General features: G+C 62.9%; 17 protein-coding genes. 13 read left to right on the top strand and 4 right to left on the bottom strand.

Annotated elements, in window-relative coordinates:
- The 10 genes from ISP15_RS13725 (at window position 1) to ISP15_RS13680 (ending at window position 12,280) form a co-directional block, all read left to right on the top strand.
- A complete protein-coding gene (locus ISP15_RS13725; protein ID WP_404548155.1) occupies window positions 1–1,227 on the top strand; it encodes an ABC transporter permease in 1,227 nt (408 codons plus the stop codon).
- Window positions 1,228–1,245: 18 nt separating this feature from the next.
- Complete coding sequence (locus ISP15_RS13720) at window positions 1,246–2,574, top strand: ABC transporter permease (RefSeq protein WP_404548153.1); 1,329 nt, start codon at window positions 1,246–1,248, stop codon at window positions 2,572–2,574.
- 11 nt (window positions 2,575–2,585) lie between these two features.
- Window positions 2,586–3,800: an ABC transporter permease gene (locus ISP15_RS13715; protein ID WP_404548151.1), complete on the top strand. Its 1,215-nt coding sequence runs from the start codon at window positions 2,586–2,588 to the stop codon at window positions 3,798–3,800.
- Between the two features lie 43 nt (window positions 3,801–3,843).
- Complete coding sequence (locus ISP15_RS13710; protein ID WP_404548149.1) at window positions 3,844–5,142, top strand: ABC transporter permease; 1,299 nt, start codon at window positions 3,844–3,846, stop codon at window positions 5,140–5,142.
- Between the two features lie 5 nt (window positions 5,143–5,147).
- The gene (locus ISP15_RS13705) at window positions 5,148–6,401 is read left to right on the top strand and encodes an ABC transporter permease (RefSeq protein WP_404548147.1); all 1,254 of its coding nucleotides are present in this window, start codon (window positions 5,148–5,150) and stop codon (window positions 6,399–6,401) included.
- Between the two features lie 82 nt (window positions 6,402–6,483).
- Window positions 6,484–7,824, top strand: coding sequence for a sigma-54-dependent transcriptional regulator (locus ISP15_RS13700; protein ID WP_404548145.1), 1,341 nt, complete (start codon window positions 6,484–6,486; stop codon window positions 7,822–7,824).
- A 150-nt stretch (window positions 7,825–7,974) separates the two neighbouring features.
- Window positions 7,975–9,351 (top strand): sensor histidine kinase, encoded by a 1,377-nt coding sequence (locus tag ISP15_RS13695; protein WP_404548143.1) that lies wholly within the window; start codon window positions 7,975–7,977, stop codon window positions 9,349–9,351.
- A gap of 63 nt (window positions 9,352–9,414) precedes the next feature.
- Window positions 9,415–10,365 (top strand): SPFH domain-containing protein, encoded by a 951-nt coding sequence (locus ISP15_RS13690; protein WP_404548141.1) that lies wholly within the window; start codon window positions 9,415–9,417, stop codon window positions 10,363–10,365.
- Window positions 10,366–10,412: 47 nt separating this feature from the next.
- Entirely contained in the window at window positions 10,413–10,859 is a 447-nt protein-coding gene (locus ISP15_RS13685; RefSeq protein ID WP_404548139.1) for an NfeD family protein, read from the top strand.
- Window positions 10,860–11,017: 158 nt separating this feature from the next.
- Window positions 11,018–12,280, top strand: coding sequence for a threonine/serine exporter family protein (locus ISP15_RS13680; RefSeq protein ID WP_404548137.1), 1,263 nt, complete (start codon window positions 11,018–11,020; stop codon window positions 12,278–12,280).
- A gap of 140 nt (window positions 12,281–12,420) precedes the next feature.
- Here the strand turns inward: ISP15_RS13680 and ISP15_RS13675 are convergent, their stop codons facing one another.
- The 3 genes from ISP15_RS13675 to ISP15_RS13665 form a co-directional block, all read right to left on the bottom strand.
- Window positions 12,421–12,750: an H-NS histone family protein gene (locus ISP15_RS13675; RefSeq protein ID WP_404548135.1), complete on the bottom strand. Its 330-nt coding sequence runs from the start codon at window positions 12,748–12,750 to the stop codon at window positions 12,421–12,423.
- Window positions 12,751–13,030: 280 nt separating this feature from the next.
- The gene (locus ISP15_RS13670) at window positions 13,031–14,731 is read right to left on the bottom strand and encodes a proline--tRNA ligase (RefSeq protein WP_404548133.1); all 1,701 of its coding nucleotides are present in this window, start codon (window positions 14,729–14,731) and stop codon (window positions 13,031–13,033) included.
- Between the two features lie 235 nt (window positions 14,732–14,966).
- Complete coding sequence (locus ISP15_RS13665; protein WP_404548131.1) at window positions 14,967–15,401, bottom strand: DUF4124 domain-containing protein; 435 nt, start codon at window positions 15,399–15,401, stop codon at window positions 14,967–14,969.
- Window positions 15,402–15,569: 168 nt separating this feature from the next.
- Here ISP15_RS13665 and pssA point away from each other — a divergent pair, with 168 nt between their 5' ends.
- Genes pssA through rimI form a run of 3 tightly spaced genes read left to right on the top strand, consistent with a single transcriptional unit; the run spans window position 15,570 to window position 17,289 of the window.
- Window positions 15,570–16,346: a CDP-diacylglycerol--serine O-phosphatidyltransferase gene (gene pssA / locus ISP15_RS13660; protein WP_404548129.1), complete on the top strand. Its 777-nt coding sequence runs from the start codon at window positions 15,570–15,572 to the stop codon at window positions 16,344–16,346.
- Window positions 16,343–16,819 (top strand): hypothetical protein, encoded by a 477-nt coding sequence (locus tag ISP15_RS13655; protein WP_404548127.1) that lies wholly within the window; start codon window positions 16,343–16,345, stop codon window positions 16,817–16,819. Before pssA ends, ISP15_RS13655 begins: the two co-directional genes overlap by 4 nt.
- The gene (rimI, locus tag ISP15_RS13650) at window positions 16,819–17,289 is read left to right on the top strand and encodes a ribosomal protein S18-alanine N-acetyltransferase (protein WP_404548125.1); all 471 of its coding nucleotides are present in this window, start codon (window positions 16,819–16,821) and stop codon (window positions 17,287–17,289) included. The genes ISP15_RS13655 and rimI overlap by 1 nt, the downstream gene beginning before the upstream one ends.
- Window positions 17,290–17,331: 42 nt before the next feature.
- On the opposite strand, the gene ISP15_RS13645 is transcribed toward rimI, so the two are convergent.
- Entirely contained in the window at window positions 17,332–20,139 is a 2,808-nt protein-coding gene (locus tag ISP15_RS13645) for a valine--tRNA ligase (protein WP_404548123.1), read from the bottom strand.
- Window positions 20,140–20,315 lie beyond the last annotated feature (176 nt).

The following is a 20,315-nucleotide window of genomic DNA, read 5'->3' as shown; positions in this document are numbered from 1 at the left end:
ATGGACATTCGGCCGATCCTTTCCACCTTGGGGCGCCACAAGTTCACTGCCTTCCTGCTGGTGATGGAAATCGCGCTGACCTGCGCGATCATCTGCAACGCCGTGTTCCTGATCGGGCAACGCCTGGAGCGCATGCACGCGGACAGCGGCGTCGCCGAGCACGAACTGGTATTCGTGCAGATGGCCTATATCGGCGAGCACCCGGATAATGCGGCGCGTTCGGCTGCGGACATCGCGGCTTTGCAATCGATCGCCGGCGTCACATCGGTGACCTTGGCCAATCAGTTTCCCTTCAGTGGTTCGTCCTCGAACATGGGCGTGCGAACCGATCTGGCACAGCAGCACGACCTGATCAACGTCTCGCAATATTTCGGCGAAGACCTGACCCGGACGCTGGGCGTGAAACTGGTGTCCGGACGCAATTTGCGGCCTGAGGAATACGTCGATGTGTCGCGCGTGTATGCGGCATTGCGCACCGGTGACCTGAGCGGCATACCTCGAGCGTTACTGATCACCCGTGCAGTGGCGGCACGCCTGTGGCCGGGCCAGGATCCGCTCGGCAAGCAGCTGTACGTAGGCAAGCACATCTCGCTCACCGTGGTCGGCGTGATAGCGCAGTTGCTGCGGCCCAGCCCCGGCAAGGGCGCGGACTTCAGTGCGATCATGCCGATCCGCACGCCGATGACGCAGGGCACCGCGTTCCTCCTGCGCTGCGCACCGCAGGATCGCGACCGGGTACTGCGCGCGGCCCTTGCCAAGCTGAACACGCTCGATCCCAATCGCATCGTGCTGGGAAAAGGCACATTCGACCAGCGTCGGCACGATTTCTTCCAGGACGATCGCGCGATGACCGGCATCCTGGTCGGCGTTTGCCTGGCGCTGTTGATCGTGACCGCCCTGGGCATCGTGGGGTTGGCCAGTTTCTGGGTGGCCCAGCGCAATCGCAGCATCGGTGTGCGGCGTGCGCTGGGCGCTACGCGCAGCAGCATCCTGCGCTATTTCCAAACCGAGAATTTCCTGCTGACCAGCATGGGCATCGTGTTCGGCATGGTATTGGCCTATGGCATCAACCTGTTCCTGATCGTGCACTACGAGTTGCCGCGCCTGCCGGCGATCTACTTTCCGGTTGGCGCGATGTTGCTATGGACGATCGGGCAGTTGGCCGTGCTCGGCCCGGCCTTGCGTGCGGCCGCTGTGCCACCGGTAGTGGCGACGAGGTCGGTATGAGTGTGCGAGGGGAACGCCATGTTTGAGTACTACGTCGATCTGGCGCTGCGCAGCCTGAAACACAACAAGGTACTCACCAGCCTGATGGTGCTGGCGATCGCCGTGGGTATCGGCGCAAGCATGACCACGCTCACCGTGATGCACCTGCTGTCCGGCAATCCGATGCCGGGCAAGAGCGATCGACTGTTCTATGCGCAGGTCGACGGCATGCCGAAATTTGCGGCGGGCAATCCCAAGGAGCCGCCGGACATGCTCGATTATCGTTCGGCGCTCGACTTGTGGAGCGCACGCAAGGCGGACCGGCAGGCATTGGTCGTCGACAGCCAGGTGAAGATGCTTGCTCCGGATATCGACCAGCCGCCATTGATGGGCATGCTGCTGTCCACGACCGCGGATTTCTTCACCATGTTCGATGTTCCGTTCCAATACGGTGGTCCGTGGAGCGGCGACGACGATCTGCGCCATGCGCGCGTGGCCGTGATTTCGGCCAATCTCAACGACAAGCTGTACGGCGGTGCCGACAGCACGGGACGGACCTTGCGGTTGCGTGACGCCGACGTGCGCATCGTCGGCGTGTTGAAGCCATGGCGACCGACGCCGCAATTCTACGATGTGGTGGGCGGCCGTTATGCGCATGGCCAGACGGATGATTATTACTCGAAGCCGGAAGACGTCTTTACGCCGTTCAGCACCGGGCTGGAGATCAATGATGGCAATTTCCGCCAGTTCAATTGTTGGGAAGTACCGAAACAGCCCGGTCATCTGGTGGATGCCGGTTGTGTATGGATCGGGTTGTGGGTGGAACTGGACACCGCGGCCAAAGTCGCTGCATACCGCAACTTCCTGGCCGATTACGCCGCGCAGCAACAGGCGATGGGACGCATCGGTTACGTGGACAACACGCGCCTGCGCAACCTGATGGCATGGCTGGACTTCAATCAGGTCATCCCTGGCGACGTGCGCTTGCAAACCTGGTTGGCGCTCTCCTTTCTGGTGATATGCCTGTGCAACACCGTCGGTCTGTTGCTCGCGAAGTTCCTGCGCCGCGGTGGCGAAATTGGCGTGCGCCGCGCTCTGGGCGCTTCGCGCTCGCAGATCTTCATGCAATGCCTGATCGAGGCGGGTGTCATCGGTTTGCTGGGTGGGGGCGGCGGCCTGCTGCTCGCCATGCTCGGCCTGCAATGGGTACGCAGCCAGCCGGTGGCGTATGCGGACCTGGCCCACCTGGACCTGCCGATGTTCTTCACCACGTTCCTGTTGGCCGTGCTTGTAAGCCTGCTGGCCGGCACGCTACCGGCCTTGCGCGCCAGCCGCATCGCGCCCGCGCTGCAGTTGAAAACACTCTGAGGACGAGCGCCATGCAGATTCAGCCCATCCTCACCGCGCTGCGTCGTCATCGACTGGCGACCTTTCTGATCGCACTGGAAATCGCGCTCGCGTGCGCGGTGTTGTGCAACGCCTGCTTCCTGATCTTCAACCGCGTCGACGCCATGCACATGGTCAGTGGCGTGGATGAGCGATCGCTGGCACTGATCGACGTCGACGGTTACGACCCGCAGCATGCCAAGGACTTGAACGCGCGCATGGTGGCAGGCCTGTCGGCGATCCCTGGCGTGAAGTCCGTCGGCATCATCAACGGTGTTCCTTTCAGCCAGCTGGGCAGCATGAATGGCATTACCACCGATCCTGCCGGCCAGCATTACAACAACGTGGTAAATACCTATACCGGCGACGCGGCAAGCCTGCACATGCTTGGCCTGCGCTTGGTCGCCGGGCGCATGCCGGTGCCGGATGACTATCGACCCATCGATGGCTTCGTGCCGGATGATTCGCTGGTGCTCATCACTCGCTCGCTGGCCGATTCGCTGTGGCCGGGAAGCAGTCCGCTGGGCAAGGAATTCTGGTGTATCCATTTTCATTTCCGGGTGATCGGCGTGATCGATCATCTGGTCATTCCGCAGCCGGAAAGCCGTGGTCCGGCGGGCAGGGACTGGTCGGTGTTCGTGCCGGTGCAGCCGGGCGCGCAGCTCGCCGGCAGCTACCTGTTGCAGGCGGACCCGCGCGAACTGCCGCGCGTCTTTCGCCAGGCGATGCTGACCGTAAAAAAGATCGCGCCCGATGTGGTGATCGATCATGACAACAGCAGCGCCATCAGCGATCTGCGTGAAGCTTATTTCCGCAACGACCGGTCCATGGCCGGGCTGCTGGTCGGCGTGATCCTGGCCTTGATGCTGGTGACGGCCCTGGGCATTGTCGGCCTGGCCAGTTTCTGGGTGCAGCAGCGGCGCAGGCAGATCGGTATCCGACGGGCGATAGGCGCGACGCGCGCAGATATCCTGCGCTATTTCCAGACCGAAAATTTTCTCATCGTCAGCTTGGGCATCGCCTTCGGCGTACTGCTGGCCTATGCCTTGAATCTTGTCTTGATGCGGCTTTACGAGGTCACGCACCTGCCGGTCGCCTACCTGCTCGCGAGCGCGGCGGCGATGTGGCTGCTCGGCCAGCTGGCGGTGCTGGGTCCGGCCCTGCGCGCGGCAGCGGTGCCGCCGGTGGTGGCGACGAGGTCGGTATAAATGCTGCTGTTCCGTCATGACACCCACGTCGCGGAGTAGAGGGATGTTCGGCTACTACCTGGAACTGGCGCTAAGAAGTCTTCGACGCAACAAAGTGTTGACGGCATTGATGGTGCTTACACTGGCGCTGGGTATCGGAGCTTCGATCACAACATTGACCGTCGTGACGTTGCTTTCGGGCGATCCGTTACCTCTAAAAAGCGCGAGGCTGTTCCATCCGCAGGTAGATCCATTTACCAGGGAGCGATATCTGCCGGGCCAGACAAGGCCGCCGTTTACGCTCACCTATGTCGACGCCATGAATCTGTTGCATGCACATGAAGCAACTTACCAGACGGCGGTAGGGACAGGGCCGGCCAAGGTAACCCGAGCGCAAGGCGGTCATCCCTATTTTGGCAACGCCGTGGTAGCTACGGCGGATTTCTTTCCGATATTCGATGCGCCATTTCAGTACGGCAGCGGTTGGAGTGCGGCAGATGATGCTGCGCGGGAAGATCTCGTAGTGATTGCCGGATATCTCAACGATAAATGGTTCGGTGGTAAAAACAGTGTCGGCAAAAGTATTCGCGTCAACGATCACGATTTTCGCATTGTCGGCGTGCTGAAGCATTGGGCACCGCAACCGCGCTTCTACGGGGGCGAACTGGACGGGCATGCCTACGGTGAAGGCGATGCCTTATTCATGCCTCTGGATGCTGCATTGGATGTCGGGGTGGCTGGCCAGCCGGGAAGCTGTTTCGGTATCGGCGATCAGCGCAATCCGCGAACGATGCCGTGTACGTGGTTAGGCTTTTGGGTGGAGCTTGATGGGTCAGACGCGAAAAAAAGTTATCTGGATTTCCTGGTTCGTTACGTGCATGAGCAGATCGCACAAGGGCGTTTCTATCGCACCGATGTAGCGCTGCCTGGCCTCATGGAGCTAATGCGCAGAGAGGAAATAGTGCCCGACACGGTCAAGTTGAAAGCGGGACTTTCCTTTGGCTTCTTGCTGATATGCGTGATGAATACGGTTGGCTTGCTGCTGGCCAAGTGTTTGCGCCGAGCACAGGAAATCGGTGTGCGGCGTGCGTTGGGAGCGACGCGAATGGCGATCTTCGCTCAGTTCATGGTGGAAGCTGGCGTGATTGGTGTAGCTGGCGGCATGTTCGGCCTTCTATTTGCCGAGCTTGGCCTATGGGGAACACGGCATCAGCCGGCCGAATACGCCAGCCTTGCGCGATTGGACACGCACATGTTTCTGCTGACCTTTGCTGTTGCACTGGCCGCAAGCCTGGCGGCGGGATTGTTGCCATCGTGGCGCGCCAGCGGGGTGGCGCCGGCGAATCAAGTCAAGGCGGGATGATGAGCATGGCCATTCATCCGATACTTGCCAGTCTTCGCGCGCATCGTGTTCCATCGCTGTTGGTCGTGGCGCAGATTGCCTTGGCCTGCGCAGTGCTATGTAATGCCATGTCGATGATCGGCCAAAGCATGGATGACATCCGGCTGACTAACGCCATTGACGAGCGGGGGCTATCAGTCGTCAGTCTCAATGGCGTCGATCCAAAGACCGCCGCAAGCGATATCCCTCGCGATCTGGCCGTGCTCCGGGACATTCCCGGCGTGAAGGAGGCAGCGACCACCAGTGCTACGCCGTTGAACGGCCAAGGCCTGGACTGGAGCTTCGGTACGCGACCGGAGGCAACGGTCAACGACACCGGTGATGTGGACGTCGAGTACTACTTGCTTGGCGAGGGTGCTGATAGGGCGATGGGCCTGCACCTGATCGAAGGTCGCTTTTTCAATGCTGAGGAATATGCCAACAGCACGCTCGGTCCGCAGCTTATGCCCAGCGCTCATGTAGTGATCATTACCGCCAGCCTGGCGCAACGCATGTGGCCAGGACAAACGGCTCTGGGCAAAATACTGTATTCCAGCCCGCTCTGGTACACCGTGGTGGGAGTGGTGGGTGACGTGCTGTGCCCGGACGATGGCGTGCGCGGAAAGGATGGACAGGGCTTCTACGACAGTGGCTTCTTTCCGATCAGCCCCGCCAGCGCGCTAGGTTTCACCGGGCCAAGTGGGTCGCTGGACTATTACGTGCTACGGAGCGCACCCAAAGATCGCGATCGAATCATGAGGCAAGCGGTAGCCAGGCTACGCACGTTGAATCCTGGCGCGCTGGTCAAGGCACAACGCTACACCGATATTCGCGAAAGTTATTTCGCTGATGCAAACAGCATGGTTGGCATGCTGGTGGTAGTGTGCGCCGTGATGTTGGCGGTGACCGCATTTGGTATTGTCGGCCTCACCAGTTTCTGGGTGCAGCAGCGACGAAGACAAATTGGTATCCGTCGAGCACTAGGGGCATCGCGTGGACAGATCCTCGATTATTTTCGTGCCGAGAACTTTTTGCTGACTACGGCTGGCGTAGCGATCGGGATGGCCATGGCTTTCGGCGTCAACCTCTTTTTGATGAAGCACTACGAGATGCGGCTCATGCATTGGTATTACCTGCCATGCAGTGCCATGGTCTTTTGGCTGCTCGGCCAGCTGGCGGTGCTGGGTCCGGCCCTGCGCGCGGCGGCGGTGCCGCCGGTGGTGGCGACGAGGTCGGTGTGAGCGAATTTCATATACGTAGGCCGATCGGCATGGCAACCTTTTGGATCGGAGCGGCATCCATGCCTGCATGTGTAGAAAACGAATGCGAACCGTACTGATCATCGATGACAACCCGGCCGTGGGCGAGGCGCTGTCGCTCTTGCTTTCGTTGCACGATGTGCGGCCGCTGGTGGCGCTCACGCCCGACGAAGGCCTCCGGGTACTGGAGCGGGGCGCCGTGGACGTGGTGATCCAGGACATGAATTTCACCGCCGATACCACCTCCGGCGAGGAGGGCGTGGCGCTGTTCCGGGCCATCCGCCAGAGTCATGCCGACCTGCCGGTCATCTTGCTGACGGCCTGGACACACCTGGAAACCGCGGTGGAACTGGTCAAGGCCGGTGCTGCCGACTATCTCGCCAAGCCATGGGACGACGCCAAGCTGCTGGCCACGGTGGAGAACCTGCTGGAGCTTTCCGAGTCCACGCGCGAGGTGAATCGCACGCGGCAGGAACGACGCAAGCGGCGCGATGCCTTGCAGCGCAAGTATGAGCTGGATGGCCTGGTATTCGCGTCCGAGGCGATGGCGCGCACGCTGGATCTGGCGTGCCAGGTGGCGCGCTCGGATGTGCCGGTCCTGATTACCGGCCCCAACGGTGCTGGCAAGGAGCGCATTGCCGCCATCGTGCACGCCAATTCATCGGTGAAGAACGGCCCGTTCGTGGCGGTCAATTGTGGCGCGCTGCCGGGCGAGTTGATCGAGGCTGAATTGTTCGGTGCCGAAGCGGGCGCGTACACCGGCGCCAACAAGGCGCGCGAGGGACGTTTCGAATTGGCCGATGGCGGCACGCTGTTCCTGGACGAAATCGGCAACTTGCCGTTGCCCGGTCAGATGAAACTGCTGCGCGTGCTGGAAACCGGGCAATTCGAGCGGCTCGGCTCCGGCCGCACGCGCAAGGTGAAGGTGCGGGTGCTGAGCGCGACCAACGCCGACCTCAAGGCAATGATCCGTGCCGGCACCTTCCGCGAGGATCTGTATTACCGCCTCAACGTGATCGATGTGAACCTGCCGCCGCTGTCCGAGCGCATCGACGACATCCTGCCGCTGGCCGAACATTTCCTGGCTGGGCGTGCCGAGCTTGGTGATGCGGCGCGCGAAGCGCTGCTGGCCTATCCGTGGCCCGGCAATGTGCGCGAATTGAAAAACGCCATCGAACGCGCCTCGCTGCTGTCCGGCAACGGCCCGATCACGCCCGAGCAGCTCAACCTGCCGCAGCATGCGGGCGCTGCCGTGCGCAATCTGGACGAGCCGAGTCGCGAGCTGGTGGAGTCGGCGCTGCACAAGGCGGAAGGGGTGGTCAGCCGCGCCGCGCAGTCGCTGGGATTGTCACGGCAGGCGCTGTATCGGCGCATGGAACGGTATGGGTTGATCTCGCAGGCGTGAGTTGCTCCATTTTCCCGAAGAAGAAAGCGGCATGGCAGTTTTGAGCAGGCTTCCCGACAGTGGTGCGTGGACGGTGCGGCGTGTAGAACCATCACATTCTCCAGGGAGATCATTCATGCACCACCGCATACTCCAGGCCGTGATCGCATCATGCGGCTGAGGTCACTGGAAGGACGCCTGGCGATCCTGCTCGGCGTGGCCGCGCTAACCGGCGCGTTGCTGTATGTGGGCGTGACGCACTGGCCGCTGCCGCAGATGCTGGCATGGATGCACGACAGTCTCGGCGTGACCATCGCGCAGCCCGACCGCGCCGAAGCGGTCACCCTTTGCGTGGTCATCCTGTTGCCGTTGTCGTGGTGGTTCGCGCATATCGTGATGGAGCCGGTGAAGCGATTGCTGCGCGCGCTCGAGGGTGCGGTGGCCAGCTACCGCGACGGCGATTTCAGCATTTCCATTGCGCTTGACCGTCGCGATGAACTGGGCGACCTGATCCGCGTGCACAACGACCTGGGACAGACGCTGCGCGAACAGCGACAGAATCTGGCGCAACGCGAGCTGCTGCTCGATACGGTGGTGCAGAACACACCCGTTGCGCTCGTGCTGACCGATGCCAACAGTCGCGTGGCCTATGCCAACATCGCAGCCAGGCATCTGTTCAACGAAGGACGCAGCCTCAACGGCCTGGATTTCACGCAGTTGATCGCCGCGGCGCCCGAGGCCCTGCGCAAGGCTACCGAAGGCAGCGAGGATGCGCTTTTCAGCGTGGAAATGGACGGCAGCGAGGAGACCTTCCATCTATCGCAGCGCGCGTTCCGGCTGCAGGGGCGTCCGCATCGCCTGCAACTGTTCCGGCGCATGACGCGCGAATTGTCGCGGCAGGAAGTGGCGGCGTGGAAGCGCGTGATCCGCGTGGTGAGCCACGAATTGAACAATTCGCTGGCGCCCATTTCCTCGCTTGCGCATTCGGGTGCCGAGCTGGCGCGCCGCGGCGACGTGCAGCGGCTGCCGGGAGTCTTCGCCACCATCGGCGAGCGTGCCCGCCACTTGCATGGATTCATCGACGGCTACGCGCGGTTTGCCAAGCTGCCGGCGCCCCGTCCGGTGGCGGTGGCCTGGAAGCCGTTTCTCGACGCGCTGGCCTTGCATTGCCAGTTCCAGTTGCACGAGCAACCACCCGAGCAGCCTGGCTGGTTCGATCCGGCGCAGATCGAGCAGGTGCTGATCAACCTGATCAAGAACGCGCACGAATCGGGCAGCACGCCGGAGGGCGTCACCCTGGCGCTGAACGTGGTCGGGCATGAACTGCGCATCGAGGTGGGCGATCGCGGCCCAGGCATGAGCGAGGCCGTGCTGGCGCAGGCGTTGCTGCCGTTCTATTCCACCAAGCGTTCCGGCACCGGCCTGGGCCTGGCGCTGGCGCGCGAGATCAGCGAGGCACACGGCGGGCGCATCGCCCTGGCCAACCGCGAGGATGGCGGCTTGCGTGTCACCCTGGTGCTGCCGCTGTCCGCCGCCGCCACGGCGTAGGGCCGGTAGCCAGCCTGTCCCGCACCCTGTCCTATACTCCGCCTTGCCAAAGGAGGAGTTGCCATGGGAATCGTGTTTGCGTTGATCGTGGTCGTGGTCGCGATGATCGTGCTGGCCAAGCTGGTGCGCATCGTTCCGCAGGGTTTCGAATGGACGGTCGAACGTTTCGGCAAATACACCCGCACGCTCTCGCCGGGGCTGCATTTCCTGATCCCTTTCATCTACGACATCGGCCGCAAGATGAACATGATGGAACAGGTACTGGATGTGCCGAGCCAGGACGTGATCACCAAGGACAACGCCGTGGTGCGCGTGGATGGCGTGGTGTTCTACCAGGTGCTGGATGCGGCCAAGGCGGCGTATGAGGTATCCAACCTGGAGCAGGCCGCGCTCGCGCTGATCATGACCAACATCCGCACGGTGCTGGGTTCGATGGACCTGGACGAGTCGCTCAGCCAGCGCGACGCGATCAATGCCAAGCTGCTGAAGGTGGTGGACGAAGCCACCCATCCCTGGGGCGTGAAGGTCAATCGCATCGAGATCAAGGACATCGCCCCGCCGCGCGACCTGGTCGATTCGATGGCGCGCCAGATGAAGGCCGAGCGCGAGAAGCGCGCCAATATCCTGGAGGCGGAAGGCTTCCGCCAGGCGGCGGTGCTGAAGGCCGATGGCGAGAAGCAGTCGGCGATCCTCGCCGCCGAAGGCAAGAAGGAGGCGGCGTTCCGCGAAGCCGAAGCGCGCATCCGCCTGGCCGAGGCCGAAGCGCAGGCCACCAAGCTGGTTTCCGATGCGATCGCCAGCGGCAACGTCAACGCGCTCAATTACTTCGTCGCCAACAAATACGTGGAGGCACTGAAGGAAATGGCCCATTCGCCCAACCAGAAGATGCTGATGTTGCCGATGGAAGCAACCGGCATTCTCGGGTCGCTGGCGGGCATCGCTGAACTGGCGAAGGATTCGCTGGCGCAACAGCAGGAAAAACTTGCCGTGCGCCGCCAACCGCCGTTGAGTTGAGCGCCGGCCGCGCGCGGTCGGCCTGTCGACACTTTCACGGAGCTTCCATGTCCACAAGCATTGCTGTGCATTATCTGTGGTGGATCGTCGCTTTGGTGTTGATTGCCATCGAAGTGATGATGCCCGGCTTCTTCATGCTATGGATCGGCATCGGCGCCGCCATCACCGGCGTGCTGGTGCTGGTCATGCCGGGACTGTCGTTGCTGTCCCAGGCCATCGCCTTCGTGGTGCTGGCGTTCGGCTCCTGCGCGGCCTATTGGTACGGCGTGCGTCCGACATTGCAACGCGACCAGCCAGGCAACGAGCGCTTGAATCGCCGCGGCGAACAGTTGATCGGCAAGCGTTACGAATTGATCGAGGCGATCGTCAACGGCCAGGGCAAGGCGCGCGTGGGCGATGGCCAATGGCTGGTGAGCGGACCGGACCTGCCGGCTGGCAGCACGGTGGAAGTGGTGGCGGTGGAAGGAACGCTGCTGAAGGTACGGCCGGTTTAGCCGTATGCGCGGCAGGCGGGCAGGGACGTTGCGATGATGCGCGTCTTTGGCTTACCCAAATGCAGCGCTTCCGGTAAGAATGGCGGCATGCCCGTAGCCATCGTCCATCGCTTGCCAATACTTTCCGTTGCCGCCGCCCTGCCCAGGATGGCCGGTGCATGAGCGTGCAATTCGCCACGACGGCGCTCAATACCCGCATTGCCTTCCTGGTGGAACTCGCCACTCGCCTGCACAAATACGGCGCCTCGTCGCCGCGCCTGGAAATGGCGATCACCGGTTCGGCGCAGCGCATTGGCCTGAGTGCGGACGTGTGGTCCAGCCCGACGGCGATCATCATTTCCTTTGCCGACCTGGCGCAGGGCGACGAAGGCCGGGTAGCGCAGGCGACCCAGGTGGTGCGGCTGCTGCCGGGCGACGTAAACCTGGACAAGCTGTGCCGCGCGGACGAGATCGCCGACCAGGTCATCGCCGGCGAACTGGATCTGCGCGAAGGTTTCCGCCTGCTGCGAGCACTGGAACTGCCCGATACACCGCGCCAGCAGGCTGGCGTGATCGTCAGCTACGGCCTGTCCGCGGCGGCGATCGACGCCCTGTTCCTGCACAGTTCGTGGGTGGATCTGCTGGTGGCGGCCTTCGTTGGCTTGATCATCGGCACCATTACCATCCTTTCGGCGACGCGCCCGCGCCTGGCGGTAGCCAGCGATGCAATCTGCGCGATGGTTGCCACCCTGGTCGCCATCGTGTTCAGCGCCTTCGTGCTGCCGCTGGCGATCAAGTCGGTGGTGCTGGCCGGGTTGATCGTGCTGGTGCCGGGCATGTCGTTGACTACCGCGGTACGCGAGATCTCCAGCCAGCATCTGGTCTCGGGCATGGCGCGCATGGGCGGGGCGATGGCGACGCTGCTCAAGCTGACGTTCGGCACCGTGGCCGCCACGCAGATCTGTGCCGTATTCGCCATCGCGCCGCGCGATTTCGAGCTGCCGGCGCTGCCGGATTGGATGGATTACCCGGCGCTGCTGGTAGCGGCGATCGCCTTTGCCATGCTGTTCCGCGCCGCCTGGCGCGACTGGCCGGTGGTGATCGCGGCAGTGATCGTCGGGTATCTCGCCACGCGCCTGGGCGGCGAGATCTCGATCAATTTGCCGGGCGCGCCATTCGGCGTGTTCCTGGGTGGTTTGTTGTTGAGCGCCATGGCGAATCTGTATGCCCGTTATGCCGGGCGCCCGGGCGCAGTGGTGCGTGAGCCGGGCATTTTGCTGCTGGTGCCTGGCAGCGTGGGATTCCGCAGCGTTTCCTATTTGCTGGCGCGCAATACCTCGTTGGGGTTCGATTCCGGGTTATTGCTGGTGACCTTGCTGATATCCCTGGTCGGCGGGCTGATGTTCGGCGAATTGCTGGTTGCGCCGCGGCGATCGCTTTAATCTTTCGAATGCGGCGGATTCGAATACGTATTCCGGGCACACGCAAGCCCAAGCTTTGGGGCATGCCGGGCAACGGACCGAATCATTAATTAAAAACGCCGGCATGCGCCGGCGTTTTTGGCATGAACTTAAACCGCAGCTCAGATCGCCAGGTCTTTTTCTTTCTTGCCGGCCTTCAGTGCATCGTTGAACCAGCGCGGGCGCTTGCCACGGCCGGACCAGGTCTGTTCCGGATCGGCGGGATTGCGGTATTTCGGCGCGACGGAGCCGGTGCTGCGACGCTTGCCGCGGCCAGGGCCGGCGGCGCCGAACACGTCTTCAAAGGAATAACCTTCGGCTTTCAGCAGGGCGTGCACCTTTTCGCGCAGCTTGCCGACTTTTTCCTTGCGCAATTCGTCCTGGCGCTGCTGTGCCTTGCTGATCAGGTCATTGAGCTGGGTATGGTTGAGATTCTTGATATCAATGGCCATGAGGCAACTCCGGGGAAATGAGCAATGGATGGGGTAATGGAGGGACAGTCCGGACTGGGATTATGGGATAAATGCCCGGAAGCATTTTTGATTATCTCGCATGAATGATGGATTTGCAAAGCAATATGGAGGCAATAATCGTCCGGTGGCGGCTCAATCCGTTACCGGAATATATGGCGGGGCGTTAATGGCACTGCGCGCCGCAATAAACGCCGCGCCTTGGACGGACCATAAAAAAGGCCGCACGAGGCGGCCTTTACCTTGGAGGATGAAACGATTTTCATCCGAGTAGTTCCAATAGCTCATCGCGAGTGATGGCGAGGCTCTCGGCCGCGTCGCGGGCGCGATATTCCAGGGTGCCGGCGCCCAGGCCGCGTTCGCTGACTACTACCCGATGGGGAATGCCGATCAGTTCCATGTCGGCGAACATGGCGCCGGGGCGCAGGCCGCGATCGTCCCAAACCGTCTCGATGCCGCGGGCCACCAGTTCGTTGTAGAGCGATTCGGCGGCGGCATTCACGTCCGGCGCGTGCTTGGGATTGATTACGCACACGGCCACGCGCCAAGGGGCCATCGCTTCGGGCCAGAGGATGCCGGCTTCGTCATGGCGCTGTTCGATGGCGGCGGCGACGATGCGGCTGACGCCGATGCCGTAGCAGCCCATCAACATCACCTGCTTCTTGCCCTGGTCGTCGAGCACGGTGGCATCCAGCGCCTGGGCATACTTGCTGCCGAGCTGGAAGACGTGGCCGACCTCGATGCCGCGTGCGAAGCGCAGCTGGCCGTGCCCGTCCGGAGAGGGATCGCCGGCGACCACCTGGCGGATGTCTTCCACCCGCGTGATACGTGCGTCGCGCTCCCAGTTGGCGCCGGTGTAGTGCGCGTCGTTGGCGTTGCCGCCGCAAACGAAATCGGCAAGCACGGCGGCGCTGCGGTCGACGATCACGGGAATCGAGTCGGGCAGGCCGACCGGCCCGATGAAGCCGGGGCGCGTGCCGACAGCGGCGAGGATTTCTTCCTCGCTGGCCAGCACGGATTCGTCCGGCAGTTCGGCCAGCTTGGCGGCCTTCACTTCGTTGATGTCGTGGTCGCCGCGCAGGCATAGCGCCACCAGGCCGCCATCCTTGCCGCGCACCAGCACGGTCTTCAGCACGCGATCGGCAGTGATGCCGAAATGCCGGGTGACGTCTTCGACGCTACGCACGCGCGGCGTTTCCGCACGCTGCAACGCTGTCGCGGGAGCCGGGCGCGTGACAGCAGGTGCCAGCGCTTCGGCCTTTTCGACGTTGGCGGCGTAGTCCGAGCCATCGGAGAACACGATCGCGTCTTCGCCGGAATCGGCCAGCACCTGGAATTCATGGCTGGCGTTGCCGCCGATGGCGCCGGTGTCCGCCTGCACAGCGCGGAACTTCAGGCCAAGGCGAGTGAAGATACGGGTGTACGCCTGGTACATCGCCTCGTAGGTTTCGGCCAGCGATGCCTGGTCGAGATGGAAGGAATAGGCGTCCTTCATCAGGAACTCGCGCGCGCGCATCACACCGAAGCGGGGGCGGATCTCGTCGCGGAACTTGGTCTGGATCTGGTAGAAGTTGACCGGCAGCTGCTTGTAGCTCTTCAGCTCGTTGCGCGCGAAGTCGGTGACGACTTCTTCGTGGGTGGGGCCGTAGCAGAACTCCTGTTCCTTGCGGTCCTTGATCTTCAGCAGCTGGCCGCCGAATTTTTCCCAGCGCCCGGTTTCTTCCCACAACTCGCGTGGTTGTACCGAAGGCATCAGCATTTCGATCGCGCCGGCGCGGTTCATTTCCTCGCGCACGATCTGCTCCACCTTGCGCAGCACGCGCAGGCCCAGCGGCGACCAGGTGTACAGGCCGGAAGCGAGCTTGCGGATCATGCCCGCGCGGAGCATCAGCTGGTGGCTGGCGATCTCGGCTTCGGCGGGGACTTCCTTGACGGTGGCCAGATGGAATTGGCTAAGGCGCATGGGCGATGGGTCCGGCGGATAAAACGGCGATTATAGCCGGGCCCTCGCCCCGAACCCGGAAACGCAACGCGGTGGATGAAAGCTTTTGGCGTTCGCCCCGCGCCCGTGGAGCCTGCGGCTGCAGGCAATCCTTGCAGACGGTGACCATGGAAGCCGCTGTCGGTGGATGCTGCCGTTACCGGACGTTGCTCATCCCGGCTGGGCCATGGGCGGACGAAGCGCCGCGCTCGCGGGCCTATTGGCTGTTGGCGCAATATTGATTGAACTGGGATTGGCTGGCGTCGAGCTGCTGCTTGCGCTGGTCCGCGTTGAGCAATTGCTGCTGGCCGCCGGGACCTTGCATCACGACCGGACCGTTGCCTTGCAGCGCGCCGACGTTCGCCTTCAGCGAGGCGCACAGCTTGGCGCGATTTTGCGGTGTGTCGGGCACGGACGGCTGCGAAGCGTTGCCGCTGGCCTGGGCGGCGGCAGGGGAGGACGCATCCGACGAACCGGCGGAAGCCGCCGCCGGCTGATCGTCGCCGCTGACGGTGACCTGGCTGTACTTGGTGCCTGGCGGCGGCGGTGCTTCGGAGTAATGAGTGGTGCCTTGGGCGTCGGTCCATTTGTAGACCTGGGCGCAGGCCAGCGGCGCGACCAGCAGCAGCACGAGAGCGATGGACGAGCGCATGGCAGACTCCGGCAAAAGTGAAGAAGGGGCGACGCGCTAGTTAACATCCGGTGCTGGGCCGGACTCAAGCGCCAGCTGGGCCGGAATGTCCAATAACGTGCTTGCTTGCACGTTCCGAGGTGTTTTGGCCCCCTGCTACACTTCGCGCATCCCGTCACGGATGGATTCATGAGCGACACCACGCCAGTCCGGGCGCCGCGGCATCCCGGTATTTATCTCCTGCCGAACCTGTTTACCACCGGCGCCATGTTCGCCGGTTTTTACGCGATCGTGGTCAGTATCGGTGGCCGCTTCGCGGACGCCGCCATTGCCGTATTCGTGGCCGCCCTGCTGGATGGCATGGACGGCCGCGTCGCGCGCCTGACCAATACGCAGAGCGAATTCGGCGTGCAATACGACTCGCTCTCGGACCTGGTGAGCTTTGGCCTGGCGCCCTCGCTGGTGATGTACAACTGGTCGTTGTCGAGCCTCGGCCAGTATGGCCCGCTGTGGGGCAAGGTCGGCTGGGCGGCGGCATTCATCTATGCCGTGTGCGCCGCGTTGCGCCTGGCGCGTTTCAATACCCAGGTTGGCGTGATCGACAAGCGTTATTTCCAGGGGCTGCCCAGTCCGGCTGCCGCCGCCGTATGCATGTCCTTCGTGTGGAGCATGGATAATTTCGGCGTTTCCGGTACCACCCTGGACATGTTCACGCCATTCATGGCCGTGATCGTAGGCTTGTTGATGGTAAGCCGCTTCCGCTACTACAGCTTCAAATCCCTGCCGATGGGGGACAAGGTGCCGTTCCTGTGGATTCTTGTCGCGGTATTGATCCTGGTGCCTTTCTTCGTCGATCCGCCGCGCGTCTTGCTGGCGGTGTTTACGCTTTACCTGTTGTCCGGTCCGGTGGTGACGCTGTGGGGACTGGCTACGCGCCGCCGTCGCCCACGGCGAGGAACGGCATGAGCGCGACAGCCGCCAGCCCCGCCCATCGTGCCCGCATGCTGCGCGCATTGGGCGTGGTGCCCTGGCGCAGGCGCGAAGCTGCTGCGGCGCCGATCGCGCAGCTTGGCGAGACACCCGCGGAAATCGCTGCGAGTAACGGTGTAGTCGTGGTGCTGCCGCGTGGATGTGCGGTACGGGAGCTGGACCTGATCGGCCGTGCGCTGTACGCATTCGGTCCGCGGCTAGCGCGTGCGCCCCGTATCGAGGCGGCCGAGAACGAAGCCATGGCGGTGCCGCATGCCGGCGCCTATCTGGTGTTTGGTCAGGCGCAGGCGCATGCGCTTGGGCGTGCGTTGCCGGCGGAAGTCATGCGCGATGCGCAGATCGTGCTGGCCGATGCGCCCGCAGACCTGCTTGCGCAGGCGGCGTCCAAGCGACGGCTATGGCAGGCATTGCGGGCCATGCGCCGCGCATGGACAGGCGGGCAGCCGTAATGGTTGCAGTAGCGCGCCCCTCGCTGGAGATGCGCGCGATGCGGCGCGAAGACCTGCCGCGGGTGGGCGCGCTGGAAATCGCTTCCTACGATTTTCCCTGGACCGCGGGCATCTTCGGCGACTGCCTGAAGGCCGGGCATCCTTGCTGGGTGCTGTGCAGCGAAGGGCAGGTCATCGGCTACGGCATTCTTTCCGTGGGTGCCGGCGAGGCACACGTGCTCAATGTCTGTATCGGACCGGAGCATCGCGGGCAGGGTTTTGGCCGTCATCTGATGCGCCGGCTGCTGGATATCGCGCGCTGGAATGGCGCCGAGCGGGTGTTCCTGGAAGTGCGGCCGTCCAATCCGAATGCCCAGCAACTGTATGCGTCGCTGGGCTTTCGCGAGATCGGGCGAAGGCCGCGCTACTACCCCGCGCATGGCGGTCGCGAAGATGCGATCGTGATGGCGTTGGAGTTTCCGCTGTCCTGAGTTTGTTGCTCCCTCTCCCGGCAAGGAGAGGGAGGGCCGGGGTTATCCCAGTTTCTGCAACTGCTCGCGCATGGCGCTTAGCTGGGTGCCCCAATCGGCGATGCGCTGGCGTTCCTGCGCGACCACCTCGGCCGGTGCGTGGGCGACGAAGTTCGCATTGCCCAACTTGCCCTCGCATTTCTTGATCTCGACCTCGATGCGGCCGATTTCCTTGGTCAGGCGTGCCTTTTCCGCGCCAAGGTCGATCAGGCCGGCGAGCGGAATCAGCACGCGCAGGGAGCCGACCACGGCGGCCGCGGCAGCGGGCTCGTCGGTGCCCGAAGCAATCCATTGCGGGGTGTCCACGCGAGCGAGAAAGCTGATTTGCGCGGCAAACTTGGCGGCACGCGCACGATCGTTGGCATCGCCATCGGCAAGCAGCAGCGGAATGGTCTTGCCTGGCGCGATGTTCATTTCCGAACGGATGCGGCGAATGCCGCTGAGCACGTTCTTGAACCATTCGATTTCGGCTGTAGCGGCTTCGTCGGCGACGATCTCGCTGGCGTGCGGCCATGGGCGTTGCAGGATGCTTTCGACCTGGATGCCGAGTTTCGGCGCCACCGATTGCCAGATTTCCTCGGTAATGAACGGAATGATCGGATGCAACGCGCGCAGCACCGTTTCCAGCACCACCAGCAGGGTATGCCGGGTCGAAGCCGCAGCTGCGGCATCATCGCCATTGAGCGCGGGCTTGGACAGTTCCAGGAACCAGTCGCAATATTCGTTCCACACGAATTCGTACAACGCCTGCGCCAACAAATCAAAGCGATAGGTAACGAAATGCTGTTCGACTTCGCCGAGCGTGAGCTTGAGCCGGGTGAGAATCCAGCGCTCGGCCTCCGTCGCCGGCGTGCCTGACGGTGCGGGCAATTCGCCCTCCGGCAAATTCATCAGCACGAAGCGCGCTGCGTTCCACAACTTGTTGCAGAACGCCTTGTAGCCTTCGGCGCGCTTGATGTCGAAATTGATGGTGCGGCTGTAGCTGGCCAGTGCGGCAAAAGTGAAGCGCAGCGCGTCGGTGCCGATGGCGGGAATGCCATTGGGATAATCCTTGCGGATGCGCTTTTCGACCTTCTCGCGTACTTGCGGAATCAGCAGCGACCGGGTCGACTTTGCCACCAGCGGCTCCAGTTCGATGCCGTCGATGAGATCCAGTGGATCGAGCGTGTTGCCTTTGGACTTGGACATCTTCTGGCCTTCCGCGTCGCGCACGATGGCGTTGATGTACACCTCGCGGAATGGCACCTTGCCAGTGAAATACCTGGTCGCCATCACCATGCGCGCGACCCAGAAGAAGATGATGTCAAACCCGGTGACCAGCACGGCGCTGGGCAGGAAGATCCGGTCGGTTTCCCAGTTGGCGACGATCTCGCCGCGCTCGTTGGCGACCGGGCCATGCGCCGGCCAGCCGAGCGTGGAAAACGGCCACAACGCGGCGCTGAACCACGTGTCGAGGACGTCTTCGTCCTGCTTCAGTGCGCCGATCGGAGCGACTGCGGCATGTTTGCGCGCGTCGGCTTCATCTTCGCCCACGAAAATTTGGCCGGCTTCGTCGTACCAGGCCGGAATGCGGTGGCCCCACCACAGTTGCCGGCTGATGCACCAATCCTGGATGTTTTCCAGCCACTGCGTGTAGGTGCTGGCCCAGTTCTCCGGCACGAACTTGACCTCGCCCGAACGCACCGCATCGAGCGCGGGTTCGGTGATGGCCTGGCGGCCCTTGTCGCTGGTGAGGTCGACGAACCACTGGTCGGTGAGCATCGGCTCGATGACCGCGTCCGATCGCTGGCTCACCGGCACTTGCAGCTTATGCGGTTTGGTTTCAACCAGCAGGCCGGCGGCATCCAGGTCGGCGAGCACGAGCTTGCGTGCCTCGTAGCGGTCCATGCCCTGATATCTGGCTGGCGCGTTCGTGTTCACCTTCGCGTCGAGCGTGAAGATCTCGATGGGCGCGAGCTTGTGGCGCTGGCCGATGGCATAGTCGTTGAAGTCATGCGCGGGCGTGATCTTCACACAGCCGGTACCGAACGCCTTGTCGACATAGTCGTCGGCAATCACCGGAATCTGGCGGCCGCTCAGTGGCAGGGCAAGCGTCTTGCCGATCAGGTGCTGGTAGCGTTCGTCGTCCGGATGCACGGCGACGGCGACGTCGCCCAGCATGGTTTCCGGACGGGTGGTGGCAATGACCAGGCTGTCGCGGCTATCCATGATCGGGTAGCGGATCGACCACATGTGCCCGTCGCGTTCCACATTGTTCACTTCCAGGTCCGACACGGCCGTGCCCAATACCGGATCCCAGTTCACCAGGCGGTTGCCGCGATAGATCAGGCCGGCGCGGTACCACTCCACGAACACCTTGCGCACGGCGGCCGACAGGCCTTCGTCCATGGTGAAGCGTTCGCGCGACCAGTCGGCGGCCACGCCGAGGCGGCGCATCTGGTTGGTGATGGTGGAGCCGGACTCTTCCTTCCATTGCCACACGCGCTCGACGAACGGCTCGCGGCCCAGGTCATGGCGTGTCTTGCTCTCGACGGCGAGCTGGTTTTCCACGATCTTCTGCGTGGCGATGCCGGCATGGTCGGTGCCAACCTGCCACAGCGTTCGCATGCCGCGCATGCGCTGATAGCGGATCAGCATATCCATCACGGTCTGCTGGAAAGCGTGGCCCATGTGCAAGGTGCCGGTGACATTCGGCGGCGGCAGCAAAATGCAGTAGGGCTCGCCGTGTCCCGATGGATGGAAGACGTCGCCAGCTTCCCAGCGGGCATACCACTTCGACTCGATCGGACGGGGCTCGAAACTCTTTTCCATCAGGGGCTCGCGTTTGCGCACCGGAGGGTGCGCGCTGGTCTAGGTGGAGTGCTCCATTGTACGGGCCGCGGCGGGACCTGCCAAAAATATGCCCTCTGCGGCGGGCGCCAGCTATCGCAACACCTGCGTCGTCTTGTTGTCGGCCAGTGCGAGGGCTTTTGATCCAGTTCCAGGAT

The organism is Dyella jejuensis (genome assembly GCF_044904675.1).
In the GTDB taxonomy this organism is placed as follows: domain Bacteria; phylum Pseudomonadota; class Gammaproteobacteria; order Xanthomonadales; family Rhodanobacteraceae; genus Dyella_B; species Dyella_B jejuensis.
The sequence above is the reverse complement of the archived record's forward strand: the minus strand, read 5'-3'. Positions and strand labels throughout refer to the sequence as shown.

Bases quoted from the DNA above. Each gene is read 5' to 3' on its own strand.
- ISP15_RS13695 (WP_404548143.1), top strand. From the start codon at position 7,975: ATGCGGCTGAGGTCACTGGAAGGACGCCTGGCGATCCTGCTCGGCGTG.
- ISP15_RS13725 (WP_404548155.1), top strand. From the start codon at position 1: ATGGACATTCGGCCGATCCTTTCCACCTTGGGGCGCCACAAGTTCACT.
- ISP15_RS13700 (WP_404548145.1), top strand. From the start codon at position 6,484: ATGCGAACCGTACTGATCATCGATGACAACCCGGCCGTGGGCGAGGCG.
- ISP15_RS13655 (WP_404548127.1), top strand. From the start codon at position 16,343: ATGAGCGCGACAGCCGCCAGCCCCGCCCATCGTGCCCGCATGCTGCGC.
- ISP15_RS13680 (WP_404548137.1), top strand. From the start codon at position 11,018: ATGAGCGTGCAATTCGCCACGACGGCGCTCAATACCCGCATTGCCTTC.
- ISP15_RS13690 (WP_404548141.1), top strand. From the start codon at position 9,415: ATGGGAATCGTGTTTGCGTTGATCGTGGTCGTGGTCGCGATGATCGTG.
- ISP15_RS13675 (WP_404548135.1), bottom strand. From the start codon at position 12,750: ATGGCCATTGATATCAAGAATCTCAACCATACCCAGCTCAATGACCTG.
- ISP15_RS13645 (WP_404548123.1), bottom strand. From the start codon at position 20,139: ATGGAAAAGAGTTTCGAGCCCCGTCCGATCGAGTCGAAGTGGTATGCC.
- ISP15_RS13665 (WP_404548131.1), bottom strand. From the start codon at position 15,401: ATGCGCTCGTCCATCGCTCTCGTGCTGCTGCTGGTCGCGCCGCTGGCC.
- ISP15_RS13685 (WP_404548139.1), top strand. From the start codon at position 10,413: ATGTCCACAAGCATTGCTGTGCATTATCTGTGGTGGATCGTCGCTTTG.
- rimI (WP_404548125.1), top strand. From the start codon at position 16,819: ATGGTTGCAGTAGCGCGCCCCTCGCTGGAGATGCGCGCGATGCGGCGC.
- ISP15_RS13715 (WP_404548151.1), top strand. From the start codon at position 2,586: ATGCAGATTCAGCCCATCCTCACCGCGCTGCGTCGTCATCGACTGGCG.
- pssA (WP_404548129.1), top strand. From the start codon at position 15,570: ATGAGCGACACCACGCCAGTCCGGGCGCCGCGGCATCCCGGTATTTAT.
- ISP15_RS13670 (WP_404548133.1), bottom strand. From the start codon at position 14,731: ATGCGCCTTAGCCAATTCCATCTGGCCACCGTCAAGGAAGTCCCCGCC.
- ISP15_RS13705 (WP_404548147.1), top strand. From the start codon at position 5,148: ATGGCCATTCATCCGATACTTGCCAGTCTTCGCGCGCATCGTGTTCCA.
- ISP15_RS13720 (WP_404548153.1), top strand. From the start codon at position 1,246: ATGTTTGAGTACTACGTCGATCTGGCGCTGCGCAGCCTGAAACACAAC.
- ISP15_RS13710 (WP_404548149.1), top strand. From the start codon at position 3,844: ATGTTCGGCTACTACCTGGAACTGGCGCTAAGAAGTCTTCGACGCAAC.